This is a genomic window from Paenibacillus algorifonticola (genome assembly GCF_050481745.1).
In the GTDB taxonomy this organism is placed as follows: Bacteria; Bacillota; Bacilli; order Paenibacillales; family Paenibacillaceae; genus Pristimantibacillus; species Pristimantibacillus algorifonticola_A.
Window position 1 is genome coordinate 117,952 of the sequence record NZ_JBCNGR010000036.1, and the last position, 18,788, is coordinate 136,739.

Annotated in this window: 11 protein-coding genes and 1 other annotated feature; all 11 genes read left to right on the forward strand. The window is 49.6% G+C overall.

The annotated features are described in order from the left end of the window. Window positions 1–152: 152 nt before the first annotated feature. The 11 genes from ABEW34_RS25785 (at window position 153) to tyrS (ending at window position 18,682) form a co-directional block, all read left to right on the forward strand. Complete coding sequence (locus tag ABEW34_RS25785) at window positions 153–1,040, forward strand: glycoside hydrolase family 43 protein (protein ID WP_430162695.1); 888 nt, start codon at window positions 153–155, stop codon at window positions 1,038–1,040. Window positions 1,041–1,355: 315 nt separating this feature from the next. After that, complete coding sequence (locus tag ABEW34_RS25790; protein WP_430162698.1) at window positions 1,356–2,528, forward strand: benzoate/H(+) symporter BenE family transporter; 1,173 nt, start codon at window positions 1,356–1,358, stop codon at window positions 2,526–2,528. 195 nt (window positions 2,529–2,723) lie between these two features. Beyond that, window positions 2,724–3,560, forward strand: coding sequence for a hydroxyethylthiazole kinase (gene thiM, locus ABEW34_RS25795; RefSeq protein ID WP_430162701.1), 837 nt, complete (start codon window positions 2,724–2,726; stop codon window positions 3,558–3,560). Window positions 3,561–3,925: 365 nt separating this feature from the next. After that, the gene (locus tag ABEW34_RS25800; protein ID WP_430162704.1) at window positions 3,926–6,502 is read left to right on the forward strand and encodes a glycosyl hydrolase; all 2,577 of its coding nucleotides are present in this window, start codon (window positions 3,926–3,928) and stop codon (window positions 6,500–6,502) included. A 218-nt stretch (window positions 6,503–6,720) separates the two neighbouring features. After that, window positions 6,721–9,519 carry an endo-beta-N-acetylglucosaminidase gene (locus ABEW34_RS25805; protein ID WP_430162706.1) on the forward strand — a complete coding sequence of 933 codons (2,799 nt, stop codon included), beginning with the start codon at window positions 6,721–6,723 and terminating at the stop codon, window positions 9,517–9,519. 126 nt (window positions 9,520–9,645) lie between these two features. Next, window positions 9,646–11,484 (forward strand): sensor histidine kinase, encoded by a 1,839-nt coding sequence (locus ABEW34_RS25810; RefSeq protein WP_430162709.1) that lies wholly within the window; start codon window positions 9,646–9,648, stop codon window positions 11,482–11,484. Next, the gene (locus ABEW34_RS25815) at window positions 11,459–13,021 is read left to right on the forward strand and encodes a response regulator (protein WP_430162712.1); all 1,563 of its coding nucleotides are present in this window, start codon (window positions 11,459–11,461) and stop codon (window positions 13,019–13,021) included. Before ABEW34_RS25810 ends, ABEW34_RS25815 begins: the two co-directional genes overlap by 26 nt. Before the next feature lie 137 nt (window positions 13,022–13,158). Continuing rightward, on the forward strand, window positions 13,159–14,670 hold the full coding sequence (locus tag ABEW34_RS25820) for an ABC transporter substrate-binding protein (RefSeq protein ID WP_430162715.1): 1,512 nt from the start codon (window positions 13,159–13,161) through the stop codon (window positions 14,668–14,670). A 95-nt stretch (window positions 14,671–14,765) separates the two neighbouring features. Further along, a complete protein-coding gene (locus tag ABEW34_RS25825) occupies window positions 14,766–15,707 on the forward strand; it encodes an ABC transporter permease (protein WP_430162717.1) in 942 nt (313 codons plus the stop codon). A gap of 51 nt (window positions 15,708–15,758) precedes the next feature. Continuing rightward, complete coding sequence (locus ABEW34_RS25830; protein ID WP_430163212.1) at window positions 15,759–16,637, forward strand: carbohydrate ABC transporter permease; 879 nt, start codon at window positions 15,759–15,761, stop codon at window positions 16,635–16,637. Window positions 16,638–16,882: 245 nt separating this feature from the next. Next, window positions 16,883–17,103, forward strand: a binding site (T-box leader). Between the two features lie 319 nt (window positions 17,104–17,422). After that, window positions 17,423–18,682 (forward strand): tyrosine--tRNA ligase, encoded by a 1,260-nt coding sequence (gene tyrS / locus ABEW34_RS25835; RefSeq protein ID WP_430162720.1) that lies wholly within the window; start codon window positions 17,423–17,425, stop codon window positions 18,680–18,682. Window positions 18,683–18,788: the final 106 nt, after the last annotated feature.

Sequence of the window (18,788 nt, forward strand, 5' to 3'; positions counted from 1 at the left end):
CTATTAGCACACAATAGCCCCCTTCAAAAAAAGATTGCGATCAGGCCCTTCAAATTATATGATGAGGTAAGATTAATTCATATACTCTTTAATTAACAATTTCATTAATTCATTTGTGGATACTATTAATTTGGCACAAAGGAGCGTTTATTGTGAGCAAAAAGCAGCTGGGAGATATTCATTTTCGCGATCCCTATATACTAGTGGACCAAGGCCGCAAAAAATATTATTTGTACGGCTCAACCGGGCAAAATGTTTGGAGCGGCAAAGCGCTTGGCTTTGACGTCTATGAGAGCGAGGATCTTGCTGAGTGGGAGGGGCCCATTCCGTGCTTCCGGCCTGAGCCTGACTTCTGGTCGGACCATCATTACTGGGCGCCGGAGGTGTACGAGTGGGAAAGCCGCTTCTATATGTTCGCCAGCTTCAAAGCGGACGGCATTCCGAGGGTGACGGGCGTTCTGGCGGCAGACCAGCCGCAAGGGCCGTTCGAGCCATGGAGCCGGGCGCTGACCCCGCCGGATTGGGAATGCCTGGATGGCACGCTGTTCGTCGATAACGATGGCGAGCCATGGATGGTGTTCTGCAAGGAGTGGGTGCAGGTGCAGGACGGCGAAATGTATGCGGTTCGAATTACGCGTGATTTTAAGGAAGCAGTCGGCGAGCCGATTTTATTGTTCAAAGCTTCGGATGCTGTATGGTCGGTCGGCGGCGGCGACAATCAGCAAAACTACGTCACGGACGGCCCTTTCCTGCATCGGATGGAAAATGGCGAGCTGGTCATGATGTGGTCGACGACTGGTCAGGAAGGCTATACGATGGGCATTGCCCGCTCGGTTTCCGGACAAATTACAGGGCCTTGGATTCAGGATGCTGAGCCATTGTTCGCCAAGGACGGAGGACATGGCATGCTGTTCCGTACGTTCGAAGGCCAGCTATGTCTGACGATTCATGCGCCTAACAAGCACCCGCAGGAGCGGCCGGTTATTTTCCGCTTGGAAGAAGCGGATGGCCAATTTATTTTACTTGATCAAATGGAATAAGCGGCACTACGACAGTCAAGACCTAAGCTGGGCAGGTAATCTTTTCTTTTACCCGCCAGCTTAGGTCTTTTTTCAAAACGTTAGCTTTACCGCCAGAGGACGGCTTTCGGCCGTTTACGCTTGATGGCTCAGACTGAATAAAGCGGTGCGGTAAATGGTACGGAGGATAAGAGCAGGACTGAAAGTTGTGCAATCGTAGAAGAAATACTAGAATAAGAAGGGGCTTGAAGCAGGCCCTGATTAGGCCCGGCTTTAGGCCGCTATTTTACACCATGTGAATGCGTCATGAGAGGGAAGGAGCTTTATAGAACAGTCATGCTGAACACAAAAAATATATCGAGCGGGCTGGCGACGGCGATTATGGCCTGTACAGGCGGCGCGGTGCTCATTATACAAGCAGCGGATGCGCTTGGGCTGAGCCGGGCGGAGGCCTTATCGTGGCTGTTCGCGGTTTATGTGATTGGCGGGGCGCTGAATTTGTGGCTTATCCTCCGCTACAAAATACCGTTTGCTGGCGCCCACTCGCTTACGGCTGTCGCTTTTCTCAGCGCATCGGCGCTGCATTATCCGATAAAGGAGCTGGCTGGCAGCTTTATTATGGCTGGCGCGCTTATTGCCGTGCTTGGCGCCACCGGCTTATTCGGCAAGCTGCTGGGACTCATTCCAAAGCCAATGCTCGACGCCATGCTGGCGGGAATTGTGCTGCATTACGTCGTGGCAATTATTCCAGCTATTAAAGAGCTTCCTATTATCGGTTTACTATCTTTTCTGGGCTTTCTTATCGTTCCCAGGCTGAATAAAGCGATTCCGCCTTTGCTCGGCATGCTGGCATTTGGCGTCATTGGTCTGCTCATTTGGCATGACTTTCCTGCGGCTGAGGCAGCTGAATTTAGTATGCCGCACTGGATTAGTCCATCCTTTACGACGGGCAGCTTTATCTCGATATCGATTCCAATTGCGATATTGATTTTGAGCAATGATATTGCGGTATCGCTGGCAGCCCTAAAGAAAAATGGCTACCATCCGCCAGTGAACAAGACGGTTGTCTTTTCAGGCCTCGGCACGCTGCTCGTTGGCTTCTTCGGCGGACATGCCGTCAACGTCGGGGGCATGATGACTGCCTTATGCAGCAGCGACGAAGCTGGAGAAAGAAAGAGCCGCATCTGGGCGGGTATCGTATGCAGCGTGCTGGTTATTATTTTCGGCGTATTTGCCGGAGCGATGCTTGTGCTGATTAATAGGCTGCCATCGGCGTTTATTGTGCTGCTGTCAGGCTTCTCGCTGGCGGGGGTGCTGATTGGCAATCTGCAAGCTGTATTTTCCGAAACGACGTACCGATTTTCGACCTTGTTTGCCTTCATTATTGCCATTGCCAATGTATCTTTTTTTGGTATTTCATCCCCAGTCTGGTCTTTGCTGATGGGCTGTCTTATCGCCAAAGTGCTCAAGGAAGGCAAGCCGAAGCCAGTGGAAGCGTCGAGCGTTTAGAAGGAATGACCATGCCGAGCATGGCTGCAACTGGATATTGCTACAAAGGGATGGGCAGGGAGGACAGTAGAGGCTCTCTACCCATCCCTTTTTTACTGCTGCTGTGCTGCTCGTCATAGGTGTTCGTCCTAACTTTGTGGTATATATAAATTAAAAAGGCTGCTTAAATCATTTGGCAGAGAGGGATGGTTCTACATGGAAATCCTACAAACGATTGCGGGATCACTGGACGCGGTGCGCCGCAATAAGCCGCTCGTTCATCATATTACGAACTACGTGACGGTCAATGACTGCGCCAATATTGCGCTCGCTGTAGGCGCTTCGCCGATTATGGCGGATGAGCTGGAGGAAATGAACGATATTGTCTCCATCGCTTCGGCACTTGTTATTAACATTGGCACACTGAATCGCCGTACAATCGAGTCGATGCTCGCAGCCGGGAAGCGGGCCAATGAGCGGGGTATTCCTGTCGTGCTTGATCCGGTGGGAGCGGGTGCCTCAGCCTTGCGCAATGCGGCGGTGGAGCGGCTGCTGAGCGAAGTGGAAATTAGCGTGCTGCGCGGCAATTTGTCAGAAATTCGCTTTGCAGCAGGACTGGAATCGCTGACGAAGGGCGTCGATGCTTCAGAAGCCGACCTCGCAAGAGATGAAGAGACCGCGCAGCAAGTAGCAGAGCGAGCAGCGAACAAGCTCGGCTGCATCGTGGCGCTCACGGGAGCGATCGATGTCATTAGTGATGGCAAGCGGACGCTGCATATCCGCAACGGCGTACCTCAGCTGTCCAGTGTAACGGGCACCGGCTGTATGTGCTCTACGCTGATTGGCGCTTTCTGCGGCGCGAAGCAGGAGGGGGATTTACTGCTCGCGGCGGCAGCGGGCGTGGCTGCGATGGGCATTGCCGGCGAGCTTGCCGCAGAAGCCACGGAAGGCAAAGGCAGCGGCTCGTTCCATATCGCGATTATCGATGCGGTTAGCCGAATGGACAGCGAGCTGCTTGCTAGCCGGGCCGTAATAGAAGCTGCGGCTCTATAACAGAAGGTTGTTAAACGGCCTCAAGCAAAAATAACAGGGGATGGATACAGTCTTGGCATCGAAGGATGCTAGACGGTCCATCTTTTTTTGTGAAAAGGTGCGGTTTCTTCATTTTGAACAGCTAATGTTTTATCTATCTGCTTATGGAAAGGGCTCTCATCCATTATGGTTGAATTGTCAATCGAATCGTGCAAGGAGAGAGGGAACGTTGCCAGTAAGTTGGGGGAAAGTGATGAGCAGAAATTTTCAATACAGATGGGATTTACATAATATGGGACTTGTGCTATGGTTGCTATGAAAGCGCATCCAATAGCTTGTACATTGAACTTGTATTTACCATTTTTGATAGGGGAGGAAGGACAAGGATGAAAAATGTACTCAAGAAGGCAAGCGCAATGCTGCTGGCATTTACTCTGCTGCTTGGATTAATGACAGCATCGCCCGCTCATGCTGACAACGCACTTTTCACAATTGAAAGCGAAAATGCTCAGCTCACCTCCGATCTTCAAGTAACGACCCAAATTTACGGACAACAGAAGCCCGGATACTCCGGAAGTGGATTTGTCTGGATGCAGAATTCCGGTACCATTACCTTTACAGTGACTGTCCCTGAAACCGGAATGTATACGATCTCGACCCGCTATATGCAGGAGCTTAGTCCTGACGGCAGGCAGCAATCTTTAACCGTTAATGGCATTACGAAGGGTTCGTATATGCTGCCCTATACGACCATGTGGTCGGATTTCGATTTTGGCTATCACAAGCTGAACCAAGGAAGCAACACCATCCAGTTGAAGGCTGGTTGGGGATTCGCTTATTTTGATACCTTTACTGTGGATTATGCCGCACTTGATCCTTTGAATGTGCAACCTGTCCTCGCCGACTCTGAGGCTACACCGGAAACGCAGCTTCTGATGAATTATTTAACGGAGGTTTACGGCAATCATATGCTCTCCGGCCAGCAGGAGATATACGGAGGCGGAAATGACGGCAATTCCGAGCTGGAGTTTGATTGGATTCACAATTTAACCGGAAAGTATCCGGCCATTCGCGGGTTCGACTTTCTGAACTATAATCCGCTTTACGGCTGGGAGGATGGGACAACCGCCCGGATGATCGATTGGGTGAACAACCGGGGCGGGATCGCAACAAGCAGCTGGCATATTACTGTACCCCGAAATTTCACGGCCTATCAGCTCGGAGAGTTTGTGGATTGGACAGAAGCCACCTACAAACCGACGGAAACCAATTTCAATACAGCGAGTGCGGTCATTCCCGGCACGAAAGAATATCAATACGTAATGATGGCCATTGAGGATTTGGCAGAGCAGCTGGAGATTCTGCAAAATAACAATGTGCCGGTGATCTTCAGGCCTTTCCATGAGGCGGAGGGCAATGGCGGATTGAATGGGGAGGGTGCATGGTTCTGGTGGGCTTCGGCAGGCGCAGGGGTGTATAAGCAGCTATGGGATATGATCTATACCGAGCTTACAGAGACATACGACCTGCACAACTTAATCTGGACCTACAACAGTTATGTGTATAGCACTTCTCCCGCATGGTATCCCGGCGGCGATCAGGTGGATATTATCGGATACGATAAATACAATACGATTTACAACCGCTATGATGGCTTGTCCGGTGTCCCCAACGAGGATGCGATTACCTCCATTTTTTATCAGCTTGTTGATTTGACGGGCGGTACGAAAATGGTGGCCATGACCGAGAACGACACCGTCCCAAGCGTAAAAAATCTGACAGAGGAGAAAGCGGGATGGCTCTACTTTTTGCCTTGGTACGGGGAACATCTCATGAGCTCTGCCTTCAATTACCCAGCGACCTTAACCACACTGTACCAAAGCGACTACGTCATTACGCTCGATGAGCTGCCCGATTTAAAGGTTGAAAATCCAATTCCAAATGCGTCCATCACACCAGCAGCCGTCGAATTTGACAAGTATGCACCCAATCAAACCGACCCAGCCATAACCGTGAATTCAAAGGGCAATACGTTAATTGCTCTCCGGTCAGGCGCTAATGCTTTGTCAGCGACTCAGGATTACACCTTGAGCGGAAATACGCTGCTGCTGAAAAAAGCGTTCCTGGCGACGCTGCCGATTGGCGAGCATTCGATTGTCTTTGATTTCAATCAAGGTCAAGATCCCGTATTAAAAGTCAAAATTGTTGACACAACACCGAGCGCATCCATTGCACCCGTGAGCGCGGCATTTGATAAAGCGGCAACTCTAGCGCAGGATATTATCGTAGCCCTTACCTTAAACGGGCACCAGCTTGCAAGTATCTCAAATGGAAATTATACCCTTATATCGGGCGAGGATTATACGGCATCAAGCGCTGGTGTCGTTCTGAGCAAATCTTATCTTTCCACACTGCCGCTGGGCCAGAATGCCATAACCTTTCATTTCAGCGGAGGAAATCAATCTGCATTAACGCTAAATGTTGTGGACAGCGGAATTCCCGCACCCACGGGAGACCTGACGGTCCAAGCCTTTAACGGCAATACGAGTGTCTCCACCAACGGAATTTCACCCAAATTCAAAGTAGTTAACACCGGTGATACAGCCATTCAGCTCAGTGATGTGTTGCTCCGGTATTATTACACGATTGACGGGGAGAGAGAGCAGAATTTCTGGATCGACTGGGCCAGTATCGGAAATGCGAATGTAACCGGCAAATTCGTCAAACTGGCGACTCCGGTTGAGGGTGCCGATTATGCTTTGGAAATTGGCTTTAAGACCTCGGCTGGAACACTGAATCCCGGCCAGAGCGCAGAAATTCAAGCACGCTTCTCCAAAACCGACTGGTCCAATTACAACCAAGCGGGCGATTACTCGTTCAAGGCATCCAGCAATCAGTTCGTAAACAATGAACAGGTTGTCGGCTATATGAATGGTCAGCTCGTATGGGGAATTGAGCCGTAAGATAGGTAACAAAAGGGTTGGACCCGGGGATATCCCTGCTCCAACCCTTTTTGTTGTGTTAGGGAAGGTGCTAAGCGCTGCCACCAATGTGTCACCCTCTGAAAAATGGGCTTTTTCTTTATTTTGAACAGCTAATGTTTAATTTTTCTGCTTATGGAAAGGGCTTTCATCGGTTATGGTTACATTGTAAATCGAATCATGTGAGGAGAGATGGAACGATGCCATTAACAAGAGGAAAAAAAGCAGCTTTTCGTAAATGGACAGCCGTTGCTTTAACCGCTTCTATGCTCGTCACCATGATGCCGCTTGCTGCGTATGCCGGCGACACATGGCCATTCAAAGGGGAAAGCGCGCATGGCAGCAATCAGCCAAGCGTCCACGGCTACACGAGCGGGCAAATTGCGAATTGGAGCCCAGCCACAGACCCGGGTGCCGAGAAGCTGCGTTCAAAGGTGCCGCTGCAAAACCGGATTTTGCCGTTCGCCAGCACGCAGGCCAAGCCAACGCTGAGTGCCAATGTGAAGATGATGAATGTCGCAGGGGATTACGGCAATGCTTTTATTGAAAATGCGCCATATACGAACAAGTTTGCCCAGTATCATTTCAACTTCTGGCAATACATCGATTATTATTCTTATTGGCACGGAACTGCAAGCGCTTACACTCCGCCTGAATATTACGATGATTTGGCCCAATCGAACTGGCAGCAAAAATGGTTTGAATTCGGCATGCTGAACATTCCAAATCCAACGTATACCGATGCCGCACACAAAAACGGCGTCCTCTCCCTCGCTGGCGTATTTTTTTCCAACAATGACCGCGGCCAGCAAACCTACAAGCAAATGATTGTAAAAGACAGCAGTGGCAATTTTCCAGTCGCCCAAAAAATGATTGAAATGGCCGATTATTTTGGCTATGACGGCTATTTTATGAACCAGGAGGAATTGTCCCCCAACGTTGCGACAGCCGACATCCCTGCATATATTGAATTTCTGAAAGTGCTGCAAAGCGGCGGTCTTTACGTGCAATGGTATGACTCGCTGAATACGGCGACAGGGGCAAATACGTTTGCCCGAACGTTCAACAATAACAATATTTCGATGCTGCATGACAAGGTGAATCACCAAACGGTCACAAATTCCTTTTTCTTTGACTACGGTGTTGGCAATACGCAAATTAACAGTGCGAATACTTATCTAGCGAGCTACAATGCCGCAAATGGTACAGCCTATACGATTTTTGATATCGGCTTTGCGGGCCTAGAGGCAGGGAGAGACCGTTTTTCGTCGGTACAAGGAACGGCACTTTCGAGCAAGCTGAGCAGCGGGCTGCCTCGTCTAAGTTTGGCTACGCTCGGCGCGGATTTTGTCCATGCGGGTCTGGATGAGGATATGGGGCAAAGCTGGCCGGTCAGCCATAGATCGGAAAACAACTACCAATGGATGACGAATGTGCGTGAGCAGCTGTGGTGGTCGGGGCCGAATGTGAACCCGAAAAATACAGCGGTTTCCTCAACCAACACAGCATCTGATGTCTATGCGGACAATCGCTATTGGCCGGGTATCGCCTCGGTTATTGCGGAGCGCTCCGTTATTGGCAGCACGAACTTTTACACCAATTTCAATACGGGCCACGGCCTTTCCTATTACAAGGAAGGTGCGATCTCGAGCAGCAGCGAGTGGTCCAATATGAGTCTGCAGGATGTGCCCGTCACTTGGCAATGGTGGCAGGATACGATGGGCAATCGTCTGACGGTGGACTATGACTACGGCACAAAATATGATCTTTCGGCTACGCAGCGTTATCAATATGCACAGCTTGGCGGCTACAATGGCGGCAGCTCGCTTGTGCTGAATGGCAATCTTAACGCCGAAAACTTCCTGCGCCTGTTCAAAACCGATTTGAGCGTAAATGCAAACTCCAAGCTGTCAATCACCTATAACAAGCCATCGGCTAATGATGCATCGGCTGCTTATATCGGCCTTATTTTTAAAGATAATCCAAGTCAGGTCGTCAAGGTCGCCATTCCAAATGCCGGCAATAAGACGAATGGCTGGATTACGCAGCAGCTTGAGCTTGGCGCCTATGCGGGCAAATCGCTTGCCGCTTTCGGGCTTGTCGTTGCTCCAGGATCAAGCGCGATTGCCGGTTACCAGCTCAATGTGGGACAAATTCGCATTTTCGACGGCTCGGCGATTAAACCAGCAGCGCCTTCTGGCCTTGCCATTACGGAAGCCTTTGTAGACACAGGTGAAATGAATATTAAGTGGAACATGGAGACCGACTACAGCAAGGTCAAGCAATACGATATTTATATCAATGATGTCTATGTAGGCGGCAAATACGATGATGTGTTTTATATAAAAGCTCTTCCATCCACATCAGGCACGCTGAAGGTTGTTCCAATTGGTGCGGACGGATTGGAGGGCTTTCCAGCAACCCTTTCTTTTAATCTGAATGCGGCTGCTTCCGGCATTAACGTGAACTCTCAGCAAAATGGTCAGCTGTCGGTAAGCTGGGTAAATCCGCCGAATGCAGCGGGGAATACGACGGTGAGCTTGCGTTCGCTGAACTGGATTACGACGGCGCAGCCTATCCTTGCCCAGCAGTCGGCCTCGGCAGGAGCTACTAGCGTGACCTTCAGCAATATGCCCATTAACGGCGATGATTTTCTCGTAACGATTACGACGGGGGGAGGAAGCTCTGTCAGCAAAAGCGGCCATTTTATTGACAAAATGGCCGAGCCTTACGGCGAGCAATGGTCATGGAGCGGCAATACGCTGAATTTGCCGATGCCCAATACGAGCGACTGGCGCTATATGTATGTGTATGAAAATGGCGTAGCGAAGTCTTTCCCGGTCACGTATATTTCCGGCAGCGCGGGCAGCTTTGCGAAAATCATTCGCGGCAGAACGACCAAGGCAAGCCTGAGCTTCACATCGACCGCTGCCGTCGTCTATATTGTGATGGAGGATTATGCGGGCAATCAATCGCAGCCGCTCTATGTTCGCAGTTAAAAATAGGTTCATTTGTTAAACCGTTCATCTTATACTAGTAGAAGCGGGAGGACAGGGCGACACCCTGTCTTCCTTTTCCTGTTAACGTCGATGAAGAAGCAAGCGGCAAGCGGCAAGGGGGAAGGGATGAAGAAGCTGTATATCGATGCGATCAAAAATAATTTATTTGTCAAAATCATGCTTGTTTTTGCTGTTATTATTGTATGCGCCACAGCGACTCTCGCTTATTTTACAGTCGATTATATGTCGCAGTCGGTAGCTGACAATGAGCTGGAGAAGCAGAAAATGTCCATGGAGCGCGTCAATCAGCAGCTCTCTGGCAAGGTGGGCGTCGTTCAGCAGCAGGTGCAGGACATTTACCGGGACCCGTCCTTTTCCTATTCCTTATCCTATTTGCTGAAGCACTCTTTTTCCGAATATATGAATTTCAAAATGGACAGCTATTACAATAATTTGGGCAGCGGTGTCGATGATTTGGATTTTTTTAAAAAAATGCTTGAAAACGATGCCGATATTGCGAATATGCTGCTGTTCAGCTCCGAGAAGCAGTTTCTTTATATGTTCGGGCAAAGCAATTTGACGAAGCTGTATCAGACGCCGGCGTCAAAATCCTACGTTCCGGATGCGATGGCGCTGGAAAGCAGCGTCGTCGCTACGCCAAACCCGTGGGTTCGCAAGACGATCGGCCAATGGGATGACAAGCTTTTTTCGGTCAGAGTACATATTAATGAGGTAGGCACGCTGAGCAATGTCGGGCAGCTGCTCGTCTTTTTTCAAGCGGATGCCTTAAAAACAGCGCTGATGAGCGAGGGACGGGACAGGCGGGGCTATATTTTGATTTTGTCAGGAGAAGGACAGGTCATTTTTGACTCCTCGGACCGTTATTACGGCAAGCTCTACCCCTATGTGAATAAAATCAAATCGGTGGACAGCCTCGTTTTTTTGGAGGAGGAGTCCTACATTTCCATGCTCCCGTCCAGCAGCCTCGGCTACACCGTATTTGGCATCATGCCGAAGCGAGAAGTGGAAGCGATTTATGAGCCGATGAAAAATGCGGTTATTGCAGCGAGCTTTGCTTTTATTTTGATCACGATTTCCATTCCGTCCTTTGTCGTCATTAATTTTTCACGCCGGACGAACCGGATCATCCGCTCTATGAGGCGGGTAGAGACGGGCGATTTGACGATTCGAATTGTCGACGAGAAGGAGGATGAAATCGGACAGCTGTCGCAAGGCTTCAATAAAATGCTTGATGAGCTTTCGCGCCACATCGACCGGGTGTATGTGGCCGAGCTAAAGCAAAAGCATACGGAATTTGCAGCGCTGCAGGCGAGAATTAATCCGCATTTTCTTTACAATACGCTTGAGGTCATTCGGATGAGAGCCCTTTCCCATGGCGCCGCCGATGTCAGCGAGATGATCTATAGCTTGGCCGTATTGTTCAAGAGCTTTGTCCAGCAGCAGACCGTCGTGACGATGGAGGAGGAGCTGGAAAATTGCCGTCTTTATTTGGAACTGTTTCGCATTCGCTATAAGGACCGTTTTGCCTACGTCATTGGATGTGATCCGGAGCTTGCGGAGCGCATGATGATTAAAATGTCGCTGCAGCCGATTGTGGAAAATTATATCGTCCATGGCCTGCGTTCAGAGGAGGAGGACAACCTTATTAAAGTGAACGCCACTCTGGAAAACGAAATGGTGACGATTGTAGCGGAGGATAACGGAGCGGGCATGAGCAAGGAACGGCTGGAGCAGATTAAACGGTCGCTTGGCAAGTATACGGTTCAGGAGCCGGATGATTCGCTTGGACTGCGGAGTGTGAAAGAAAGGCTTGAATTGATTTATGGCAAAGACGGAAGATTCGACATCGAGAGCGTCCAAGGAAAAGGGACGAAGATTATTTTCAGCTTCCCGGCTTTAAGGAAAGGAGAGATGGAAAATGTACCGCGTATTTCTAGTCGATGATGAGCCGTTTATACTAGAGGGCTTATACGATGCCATAGATTGGGCAGCCCATGGCCTGGAGCTGACGGGCAAAGCGGAAAATGGCCGCAAGGCGCTCGAGCTGCTGCAGCAGGTTCCCGCTGATGTGCTCATTACCGATATTTCCATGCCCATTATGAATGGACTGGAGCTGATTCGGGCTGCGCGAGCGATCAGGCCGGAGCTGAAGGTCATTATTTTGAGCGGCTACAATGATTTTGAATATTTAAAGGAAGGCATGCAGCTGGGCATTGAAAACTATTTGCTGAAGCCGCTTAATTTCGCCGAGCTGACCGCAACGCTTGCCCATACGGTCAAGAAGCTGGATGAAACGAGAAGGAGCAGCGCGCTTGAAGCTGAGAAAATTAATATTTTAAAAGATACGATTCTTTATCGCTGGCTGACCGCTACGATCGATTCCATGCAATTGCAGGAGCGGGCGGCGCTGCTCGATATCCATTTCAGCGGCTGTTATATAACGACAATGCTGCTCAGAGGAGGCGGCGAGCGGGAGGACGGACTCATGCAGGAGCTGCGGCAATCGGCAAATGCCAGCAGAGACAGGCTGTTTCTGCGAAATGTGGAGGGCGATGCCGTGCTTGTGTTTATGGCAGAGGAGGAAGCGGATTGCGCTGCCATGGCCCTGCAATTTGCTGTGCAGCTGAGGCAAAGGGAGGAGGCGCGTCCTTATCGGATTTCCATCGGCTCTCCTCAGGCAAGAGGAGCACAGGAGGCGCTCAGCTATGAGCAGGCGCTGCGGGCGCAGGACTATTTTTTGCTGCTGCATAAAGAAGAGATTGCTTTGTATGAGGATTATGCGGCAAAAAAGGATGAGCTGCTTCCCGATATGGAACTAAACTGGGCCAGCTATAGGAAGAAGGTTTCCGCATCAGATACGGAGGCGCTTGTCGCTGAGCTGACAGGCGATTTTCAGGCGATACAAGCGTCTGGCGCGGCAACGCCTAGCAGGCTTCGCATGCTGGTGATGCAAACGCTGCTTTGGCTGCATCAGGAGCTGGGAGGCGCCAATACGGTTAATGCCATTATTGCGGACCATATGAATGCTTCCTTTAACAAGGCGGCGAAAGCGTCCGAATGGGAGGAGCTGCTTGCTATTATGACCAGCACGATCCGCGGCATGTCCACGATGCTTGTTAAAGAGGAGACGAACCCTACGGTCAAGCAGGTGCTGAATGACGTGGAGCAATATTTTGCCACCGATTTGTCTCTCAAGCAGCTGGCGCACAAATACCATATTCATCCGGTTTATTTAGGCAAGCTGTTTCTGAAGGAAACCGGGGAGAGCTTTACGGAATACGTCAACAAATACCGGATCGAGCAGTCCAAGCTGCTGCTCCGCGCAACGGCGCAGAAGGTTCACGAAATTTCCCGAAACGTCGGCTATTGGGACAGCGGTTATTTTCATAAACAGTTTAAAAAATATGTTGGCGTAACACCAGCCGATTATAAAAGTATGTTATTTGCAGCAAGCGGTGAACCCGATGACTCCTCTACCTAAAGGGCAGCGGTGTATATGTTTATTTTGAACAGCGTTTGTTTAGTTTCTTCTCTATTTGAAAGTGCTTACATCCGTTAATCTACAAGTAAGTGTTAAGCGTTAGTAAAGGGGCTACAAAAAAAGGGAGGTAACGATTGATGAGACAAAACAAAAGCTGGATGCTGCTGCTCGGGGTGCTGCTTTCATTTTCGCTGCTGCTAGGGGCATGCAGCACAAACGGCGGTGCGAAGGAAACAGGTGCAACGGCGGAGAGCAGCGGCAGTGGGAACGGCGGCAATGCGGGCAAAGAGGGAACAGTGGAGCTGAGCTGGTACACAATCGGTACCCCGCAAAAGGATGTCAACCGCGTCATGGAGGAAGTCAGCAAATATACGGCTGAGAAAATTGGCGTAACGATCAAAATGACGCAAATTGATTGGGGCGACTACACGCAAAAAATGCAAATCGCTACCTCATCAGGAACGCCGATGGACATCATGTTTACTTCTTCATGGGCCTTCGATTATGTGCAAAATGCCCGTAAAGGAGCCTTTTACGAAATCGATGATTTGCTGAAGGAGCAGGGCAAAGGAATTGTGGAGACGCTTGACCCAGCCTTCCTGGAAGGCTCCAAGGTAGATGGCCACAACTACGGCATTCCAGCGAAAAAAGAGCTCCCGGCGCTTGAAGTGTGGCGCTTTAACAAAACCCTGCTCGATAAACACAATCTGAGCATGGACGGCATCTATACGCTGGAAAGCATAGAGCCGCTGCTGAAAACGATTAAAGACAGCGAGCCGGACATTACTCCATTCGCTATAACGAAGGATTATATGCCTGTACTGCCATACGATTATTTGATCGCCAACCTGCCAATGGTCGTAAGCCTGGATAAAGGCGACTACAAAGTCGTAAACGTGCTGGAGACGCCAGAGCTTAAAGCAGCGCTGGATACGATGCACAGCTACTACAAGAAGGGCTACGTTTCGCCAGAGGCGGCAACGACGAATGGGCTGGACGATACGCAAAAATCTGGCAAATGGTTCCTTGACCGCGCAGCGACGACACCTTTCGCCGATAATCTGTGGAGTGCAAGCTATGGTTATCCGGTCGTTTCAACGCCCGCGAGCGAATCAATGATTTTCAACTGGTCTGTTATGGGCTCGATGCAGGCGATTTCGGCTAATTCGGAGCATCCAGAGAAAGCGATGGCATTTCTGAACCTGCTAAATACCGATCCGGTATTGCGCAATATGATCGATTCCGGCATCGAAAACGTCCATTACAAGAAAACGGCTGACAATGCGATGGAGAACTTGGATGAGTCTAAAAATTATGATATGCCGACCTTCTCGCTTGGCAATGTAACGTTGACGTATCTCAATACGGGCGATCCTGAGAACAAATGGGATGAATACAAAGTGTTCAACGAAGCAGGCAAAACAGCGCCAACGCTGGGCTTCAACTTCGATTCAACGAGCGTTACGACCGAGCTGGCATCGATTCAGAACGTCAAAGGCGAGTTCTGGTCGGCGTTAATGACGGGTACCGTTGATCCGAATGAATATTTGCCAAAGGCGATTGAGAAGTTTAAAGCAGCAGGCCTGGATAAAGTCATTGCGGAAGCACAGACCCAGCTTGATGCGTGGAAAGCGGCTAATCCGAAATAATCTGTGAATTGGGAGAGGCGAATTTTCGGATTTGCCTCTCTTTTTTATAACGATAACGAGCATTGGGAAGCTGCCCGCTTAAGGAGATGAACGACATGTTCGACAAGCTGAAAATATTTTCACGGGACATCCTGCGCAATCGAGCGATGCTCCTGATGGTGCTGCCAGGCGCCCTCTGGTTTTTGCTGTTTTCCTACCTGCCGATGGCGGGAACGATTATTTCCTTTAAACAGTACAGATACAGCAAGGATGGCTTTTTTGCCAGCATCATGAATAGCAAGTGGGTGGGCCTGGACAACTTTAAGTTTTTGTTCAGCACTTCGGATGCCTATATCATTACGCGCAATACGGTGCTTTATAATGCAGCCTTTATTATTTTAGGACTTATCTTGGCCGTTGCGCTGGCGATTATTTTAGTCGAACTTACGAATAGGCGGCTGAGCAAGTTTTTTCAAACCGCAATGTTTATGCCTTATTTTCTATCCTGGGTCATTGTCGGCTATTTTGTATTCAGCTTCCTCAGCTTTGATAAAGGGCTGATGAATAAAACGCTCGAATGGATGGGCATGGAGCGAATCAATTGGTATTCGGAGCCTTCCAAATGGCCGTTTATACTCGTATTGGTCAACCTGTGGAAAGGCGTTGGTTACAGCAGCGTCGTGTATTTGGCGGCTATTATGGGAATTGACCGCTCGCTTTATGAGGCTGCGATGATTGACGGTGCAGGCAAATGGAAGCAGATTACGAATATTACGATTCCGCTGCTCGCTCCGGTCATTTCCATTATGACGCTGCTCGCTGTAGGAAAAATCTTTTACGCGGATTTTGGACTCTTTTATCAGGTGCCGAGAGATTCGGGGCTGCTGTATTCGATGACCAACGTCATTGATACGTATGTGTTCCGAGGCTTGAAGGTGAACGGCGAAATTGGCATGAGCACGGCTGCCGGGCTTTATCAGTCCTTCGTCGGATTTCTGCTTGTTCTGCTATCTAACTACATCGTCAGAAGAAAAAATAAGGATAATGCCTTGTTTTAAACGAAGGAGGAGCTTGTCGTGCCCGTAAAAAAACCAAAGCGATTCGATCAAATTTCACCTGCTGCCAACTTTCTCCTGAGTCTGCTGACAGGTGTTATTGCGATTGCTTGCGTCTTTCCTTTTCTATTCGTCGTCATTATTTCATTTACGAATGAAAAATCGCTCGCCTCGAACGGCTACCGCATTATTCCGAAGGAATGGAGCCTGGAGGCGTACCAATATATATTTCGGACAGGCGAGGCGCTGCTGCGCTCGTACGGCGTTACGATTTTTGTAACGGTCGTCGGTACGCTATTGAGCCTTGTCATCATTACGCTTTATGCGTACGCTATTTCCCAGAGAAGCTTTAAATATCGCCAATTATTCAGTTTTTTTGCGATTTTTACGATGCTGTTCAACGGCGGCATGGTGCCGACCTTCATCGTTGTTACACAGCTGCTGCATATGAAGGATACGATATGGGCGCTCATTATGCCGATGCTCGTCAATGCGTTTTATATTCTCATTATGCGAACGTTTTTCAGTACGATGGTGCCAACCGCCATTATTGAATCGGGGAAAATAGACGGGGCAAGCGAGCTGCAAACGTTTGTTCGGCTCGTGCTGCCGCTGTCGCTTCCCGGCATTGCTACAATCGGCTTGTTCAATACGCTTGGCTATTGGAATGACTGGTTTAATGCACTCTTGTATATTGATTCGCCCAATCTGGTGCCGCTGCAATCGATGCTGATGCGAATTGAGACGAGCATGCAGTTCATTATGCAAAATTCGAGCAATGCAGCGATCAGCACCGGTATATTGCAGAACATGCCGCAGGATACGTCGCGGATGGCGATGGTCGTGCTGGCGACGGGACCGATCGTGCTGGCTTATCCTTTTTTCCAGCGCTACTTCGTTCAAGGGCTGACGATTGGGGCGGTGAAGGAGTGAGCAAGTTAAAAAGGGCGGTGAAAAAAGCGTAGCGGAGTGAAAAGGTTGAACTGAAGAAGCGTCAGCGTTCGCTTTTACCCTTGAAATTTCACCTATTGTGGCTGATTCAAAGAAATTCTAGGGTAATGGCGATCGTAAGCCAAGCTTTTCATGCAGCGCAGCTTCTTTTTCACCATACGTTTTCACTAGACGTTTAAGCTTGCAATGATTTTCACGTTCCGCTATACTGTCTATAATCTAATACATGTTATACGTTGATAGAGCGCAGTAGCAGCTTTGTCCCTGTTGCAGAAAGTCAGGGGTTGATGAGACCTGACACATACATGGGCTGCGAATTACACTCTGGAGTATCTTGGGTAATGCCAAGCGGCAGGGCGAACGATATTTCGCCAAAAGCGGTATGAGCAGCATTTTTAAGCTGTTTGTGCAAGTTGGGTGGTACCACGGTTATTCAATCGTCCCTTTTGTCTCTAGTAGACGAGGGGCGATTTTTTGTTGCTCAAGCAAAAACGACTTCGTCGTCCTTCTGGGACGTGCGAAGAGCTTTGTCGGAGAAATATAAGCCCATTTATAAGTGCAAAACTTATAAATTCTTATATTTCAAGGTGAAACGGCTATCGCCGTCCTCTGGCGGCGCGGCTCGTTTCAGTCCGAGAAATATAAGCCCATTTATAAGTGCAAAGCTTATAAATTCTTATATTTTGAAAAAGCCTGTTCCAGCACGTTTGTCGCTCATTAACGTAAATCATGACCATTATTATCAAATAGAAAAGGGGTTGCTTGCTTTGAATATTATGGATGAACTCGAATGGCGCGAGGCCATTAACCAGCAGACGGATGCGGAGGGACTTCGCGAGCTGACGAATACGAAGGCGGTGTCACTGTACTGCGGCGTTGACCCGACTGGCGACAGCATGCATATCGGACATTTGATTCCGTTTATGATGCTGAAACGTTTCCAGCTTGCAGGCCATCGCCCCGTTATATTGATTGGCGGCGCGACAGGAACGATCGGCGATCCAAGCGGACGCCAGACCGAGCGCTCGCTGCAAACGCTGGAGCAGGTGCAGGCAAATGTAGACGCATTAAGTGCACAGCTGAAAAAGCTTTTTATGACTGACGGCGACAACCAGGTGCGCATGGTCAACAACTACGACTGGACGCACAAAATCAATGTTATCGAATTTTTGCGCGACTTCGGTAAAAACTTCAGCATCAATACGATGCTGGCGAAGGACGTCGTCTCGAGCAGACTCGATAGCGGCATCTCGTTTACCGAGTTTTCGTACCAAATTTTGCAGTCGCTTGACTACCTGCACCTGTTCCAGAACGAGGATGTGCAGCTGCAAATCGGCGGCTCCGATCAATGGGGCAACATTACGAGCGGCCTTGATCTCATCCGGAAAAAAGAAGGTTCAGAGGCGAAAGCGTTTGGCCTGACGATTCCGCTCATGCTGAAAGCCGACGGCACGAAATTCGGCAAAACGGCGGGCGGCGCGATCTGGCTTGACCCGAATAAAACGACGCCATTCGAGTTTTACCAGTTCTGGGCGAATACCGATGACCGCGATGTCGTGAAATACTTGAAGTTCTTCACGTTCCTGAGCAAAGCGGAAATTGAAGCGCTTGAGGAGAAGGTGCAAACCGAGCCTCATAAACGCGAGGCGCAGAAGGCGCTGGCAGAGGAAATGACGAAATTTGTGCACAGCGAAGAGCTGCTGGAGCAGGCGAAGCGCATAACAGCGGCGCTGTTCAGCGGCGACATTCGCTCGCTGACAGCGGATGAAATCGAGCAGGGCTTTAAAGAAATGCCGACCTTCACAGCGGATGGGGAGCCGAAAAACATCGTCGACTGGCTCGTCGACCTCGGCATTGAGCCTTCGAAGCGCCAAGCGCGCGAGGATATTACGAAGGGCGCTATCTCCATGAACGGCGAGAAGGTGACGGAGCTGGAGTTTACCGTTACAGCCGAGCATGCGATTGGCGGACGGTTCATCATTATCCGCAAAGGCAAAAAAAGCTACAGCTTAGTAAAACTGAGCTAGAATAGGAAGCACGAAGCACGAAGCACGAAGCACGAAGCACGAAGCACGAAGCACGAAGCACGAAGCATGAAGTAGGAAGCATACTTCCTTTTCGCGGCCTGACGAT

What these genes read in the sequence shown, in the direction of transcription:
- ABEW34_RS25815 (WP_430162712.1), top strand. Translation starts at nt 11,459, where the DNA reads ATGTACCGCGTATTTCTAGTCGATGATGAGCCGTTTATACTAGAGGGC.
- ABEW34_RS25820 (WP_430162715.1), top strand. Translation starts at nt 13,159, where the DNA reads ATGAGACAAAACAAAAGCTGGATGCTGCTGCTCGGGGTGCTGCTTTCA.
- ABEW34_RS25810 (WP_430162709.1), top strand. Translation starts at nt 9,646, where the DNA reads ATGAAGAAGCTGTATATCGATGCGATCAAAAATAATTTATTTGTCAAA.
- thiM (WP_430162701.1), top strand. Translation starts at nt 2,724, where the DNA reads ATGGAAATCCTACAAACGATTGCGGGATCACTGGACGCGGTGCGCCGC.
- ABEW34_RS25825 (WP_430162717.1), top strand. Translation starts at nt 14,766, where the DNA reads ATGTTCGACAAGCTGAAAATATTTTCACGGGACATCCTGCGCAATCGA.
- ABEW34_RS25790 (WP_430162698.1), top strand. Translation starts at nt 1,356, where the DNA reads ATGCTGAACACAAAAAATATATCGAGCGGGCTGGCGACGGCGATTATG.
- ABEW34_RS25805 (WP_430162706.1), top strand. Translation starts at nt 6,721, where the DNA reads ATGCCATTAACAAGAGGAAAAAAAGCAGCTTTTCGTAAATGGACAGCC.
- ABEW34_RS25800 (WP_430162704.1), top strand. Translation starts at nt 3,926, where the DNA reads ATGAAAAATGTACTCAAGAAGGCAAGCGCAATGCTGCTGGCATTTACT.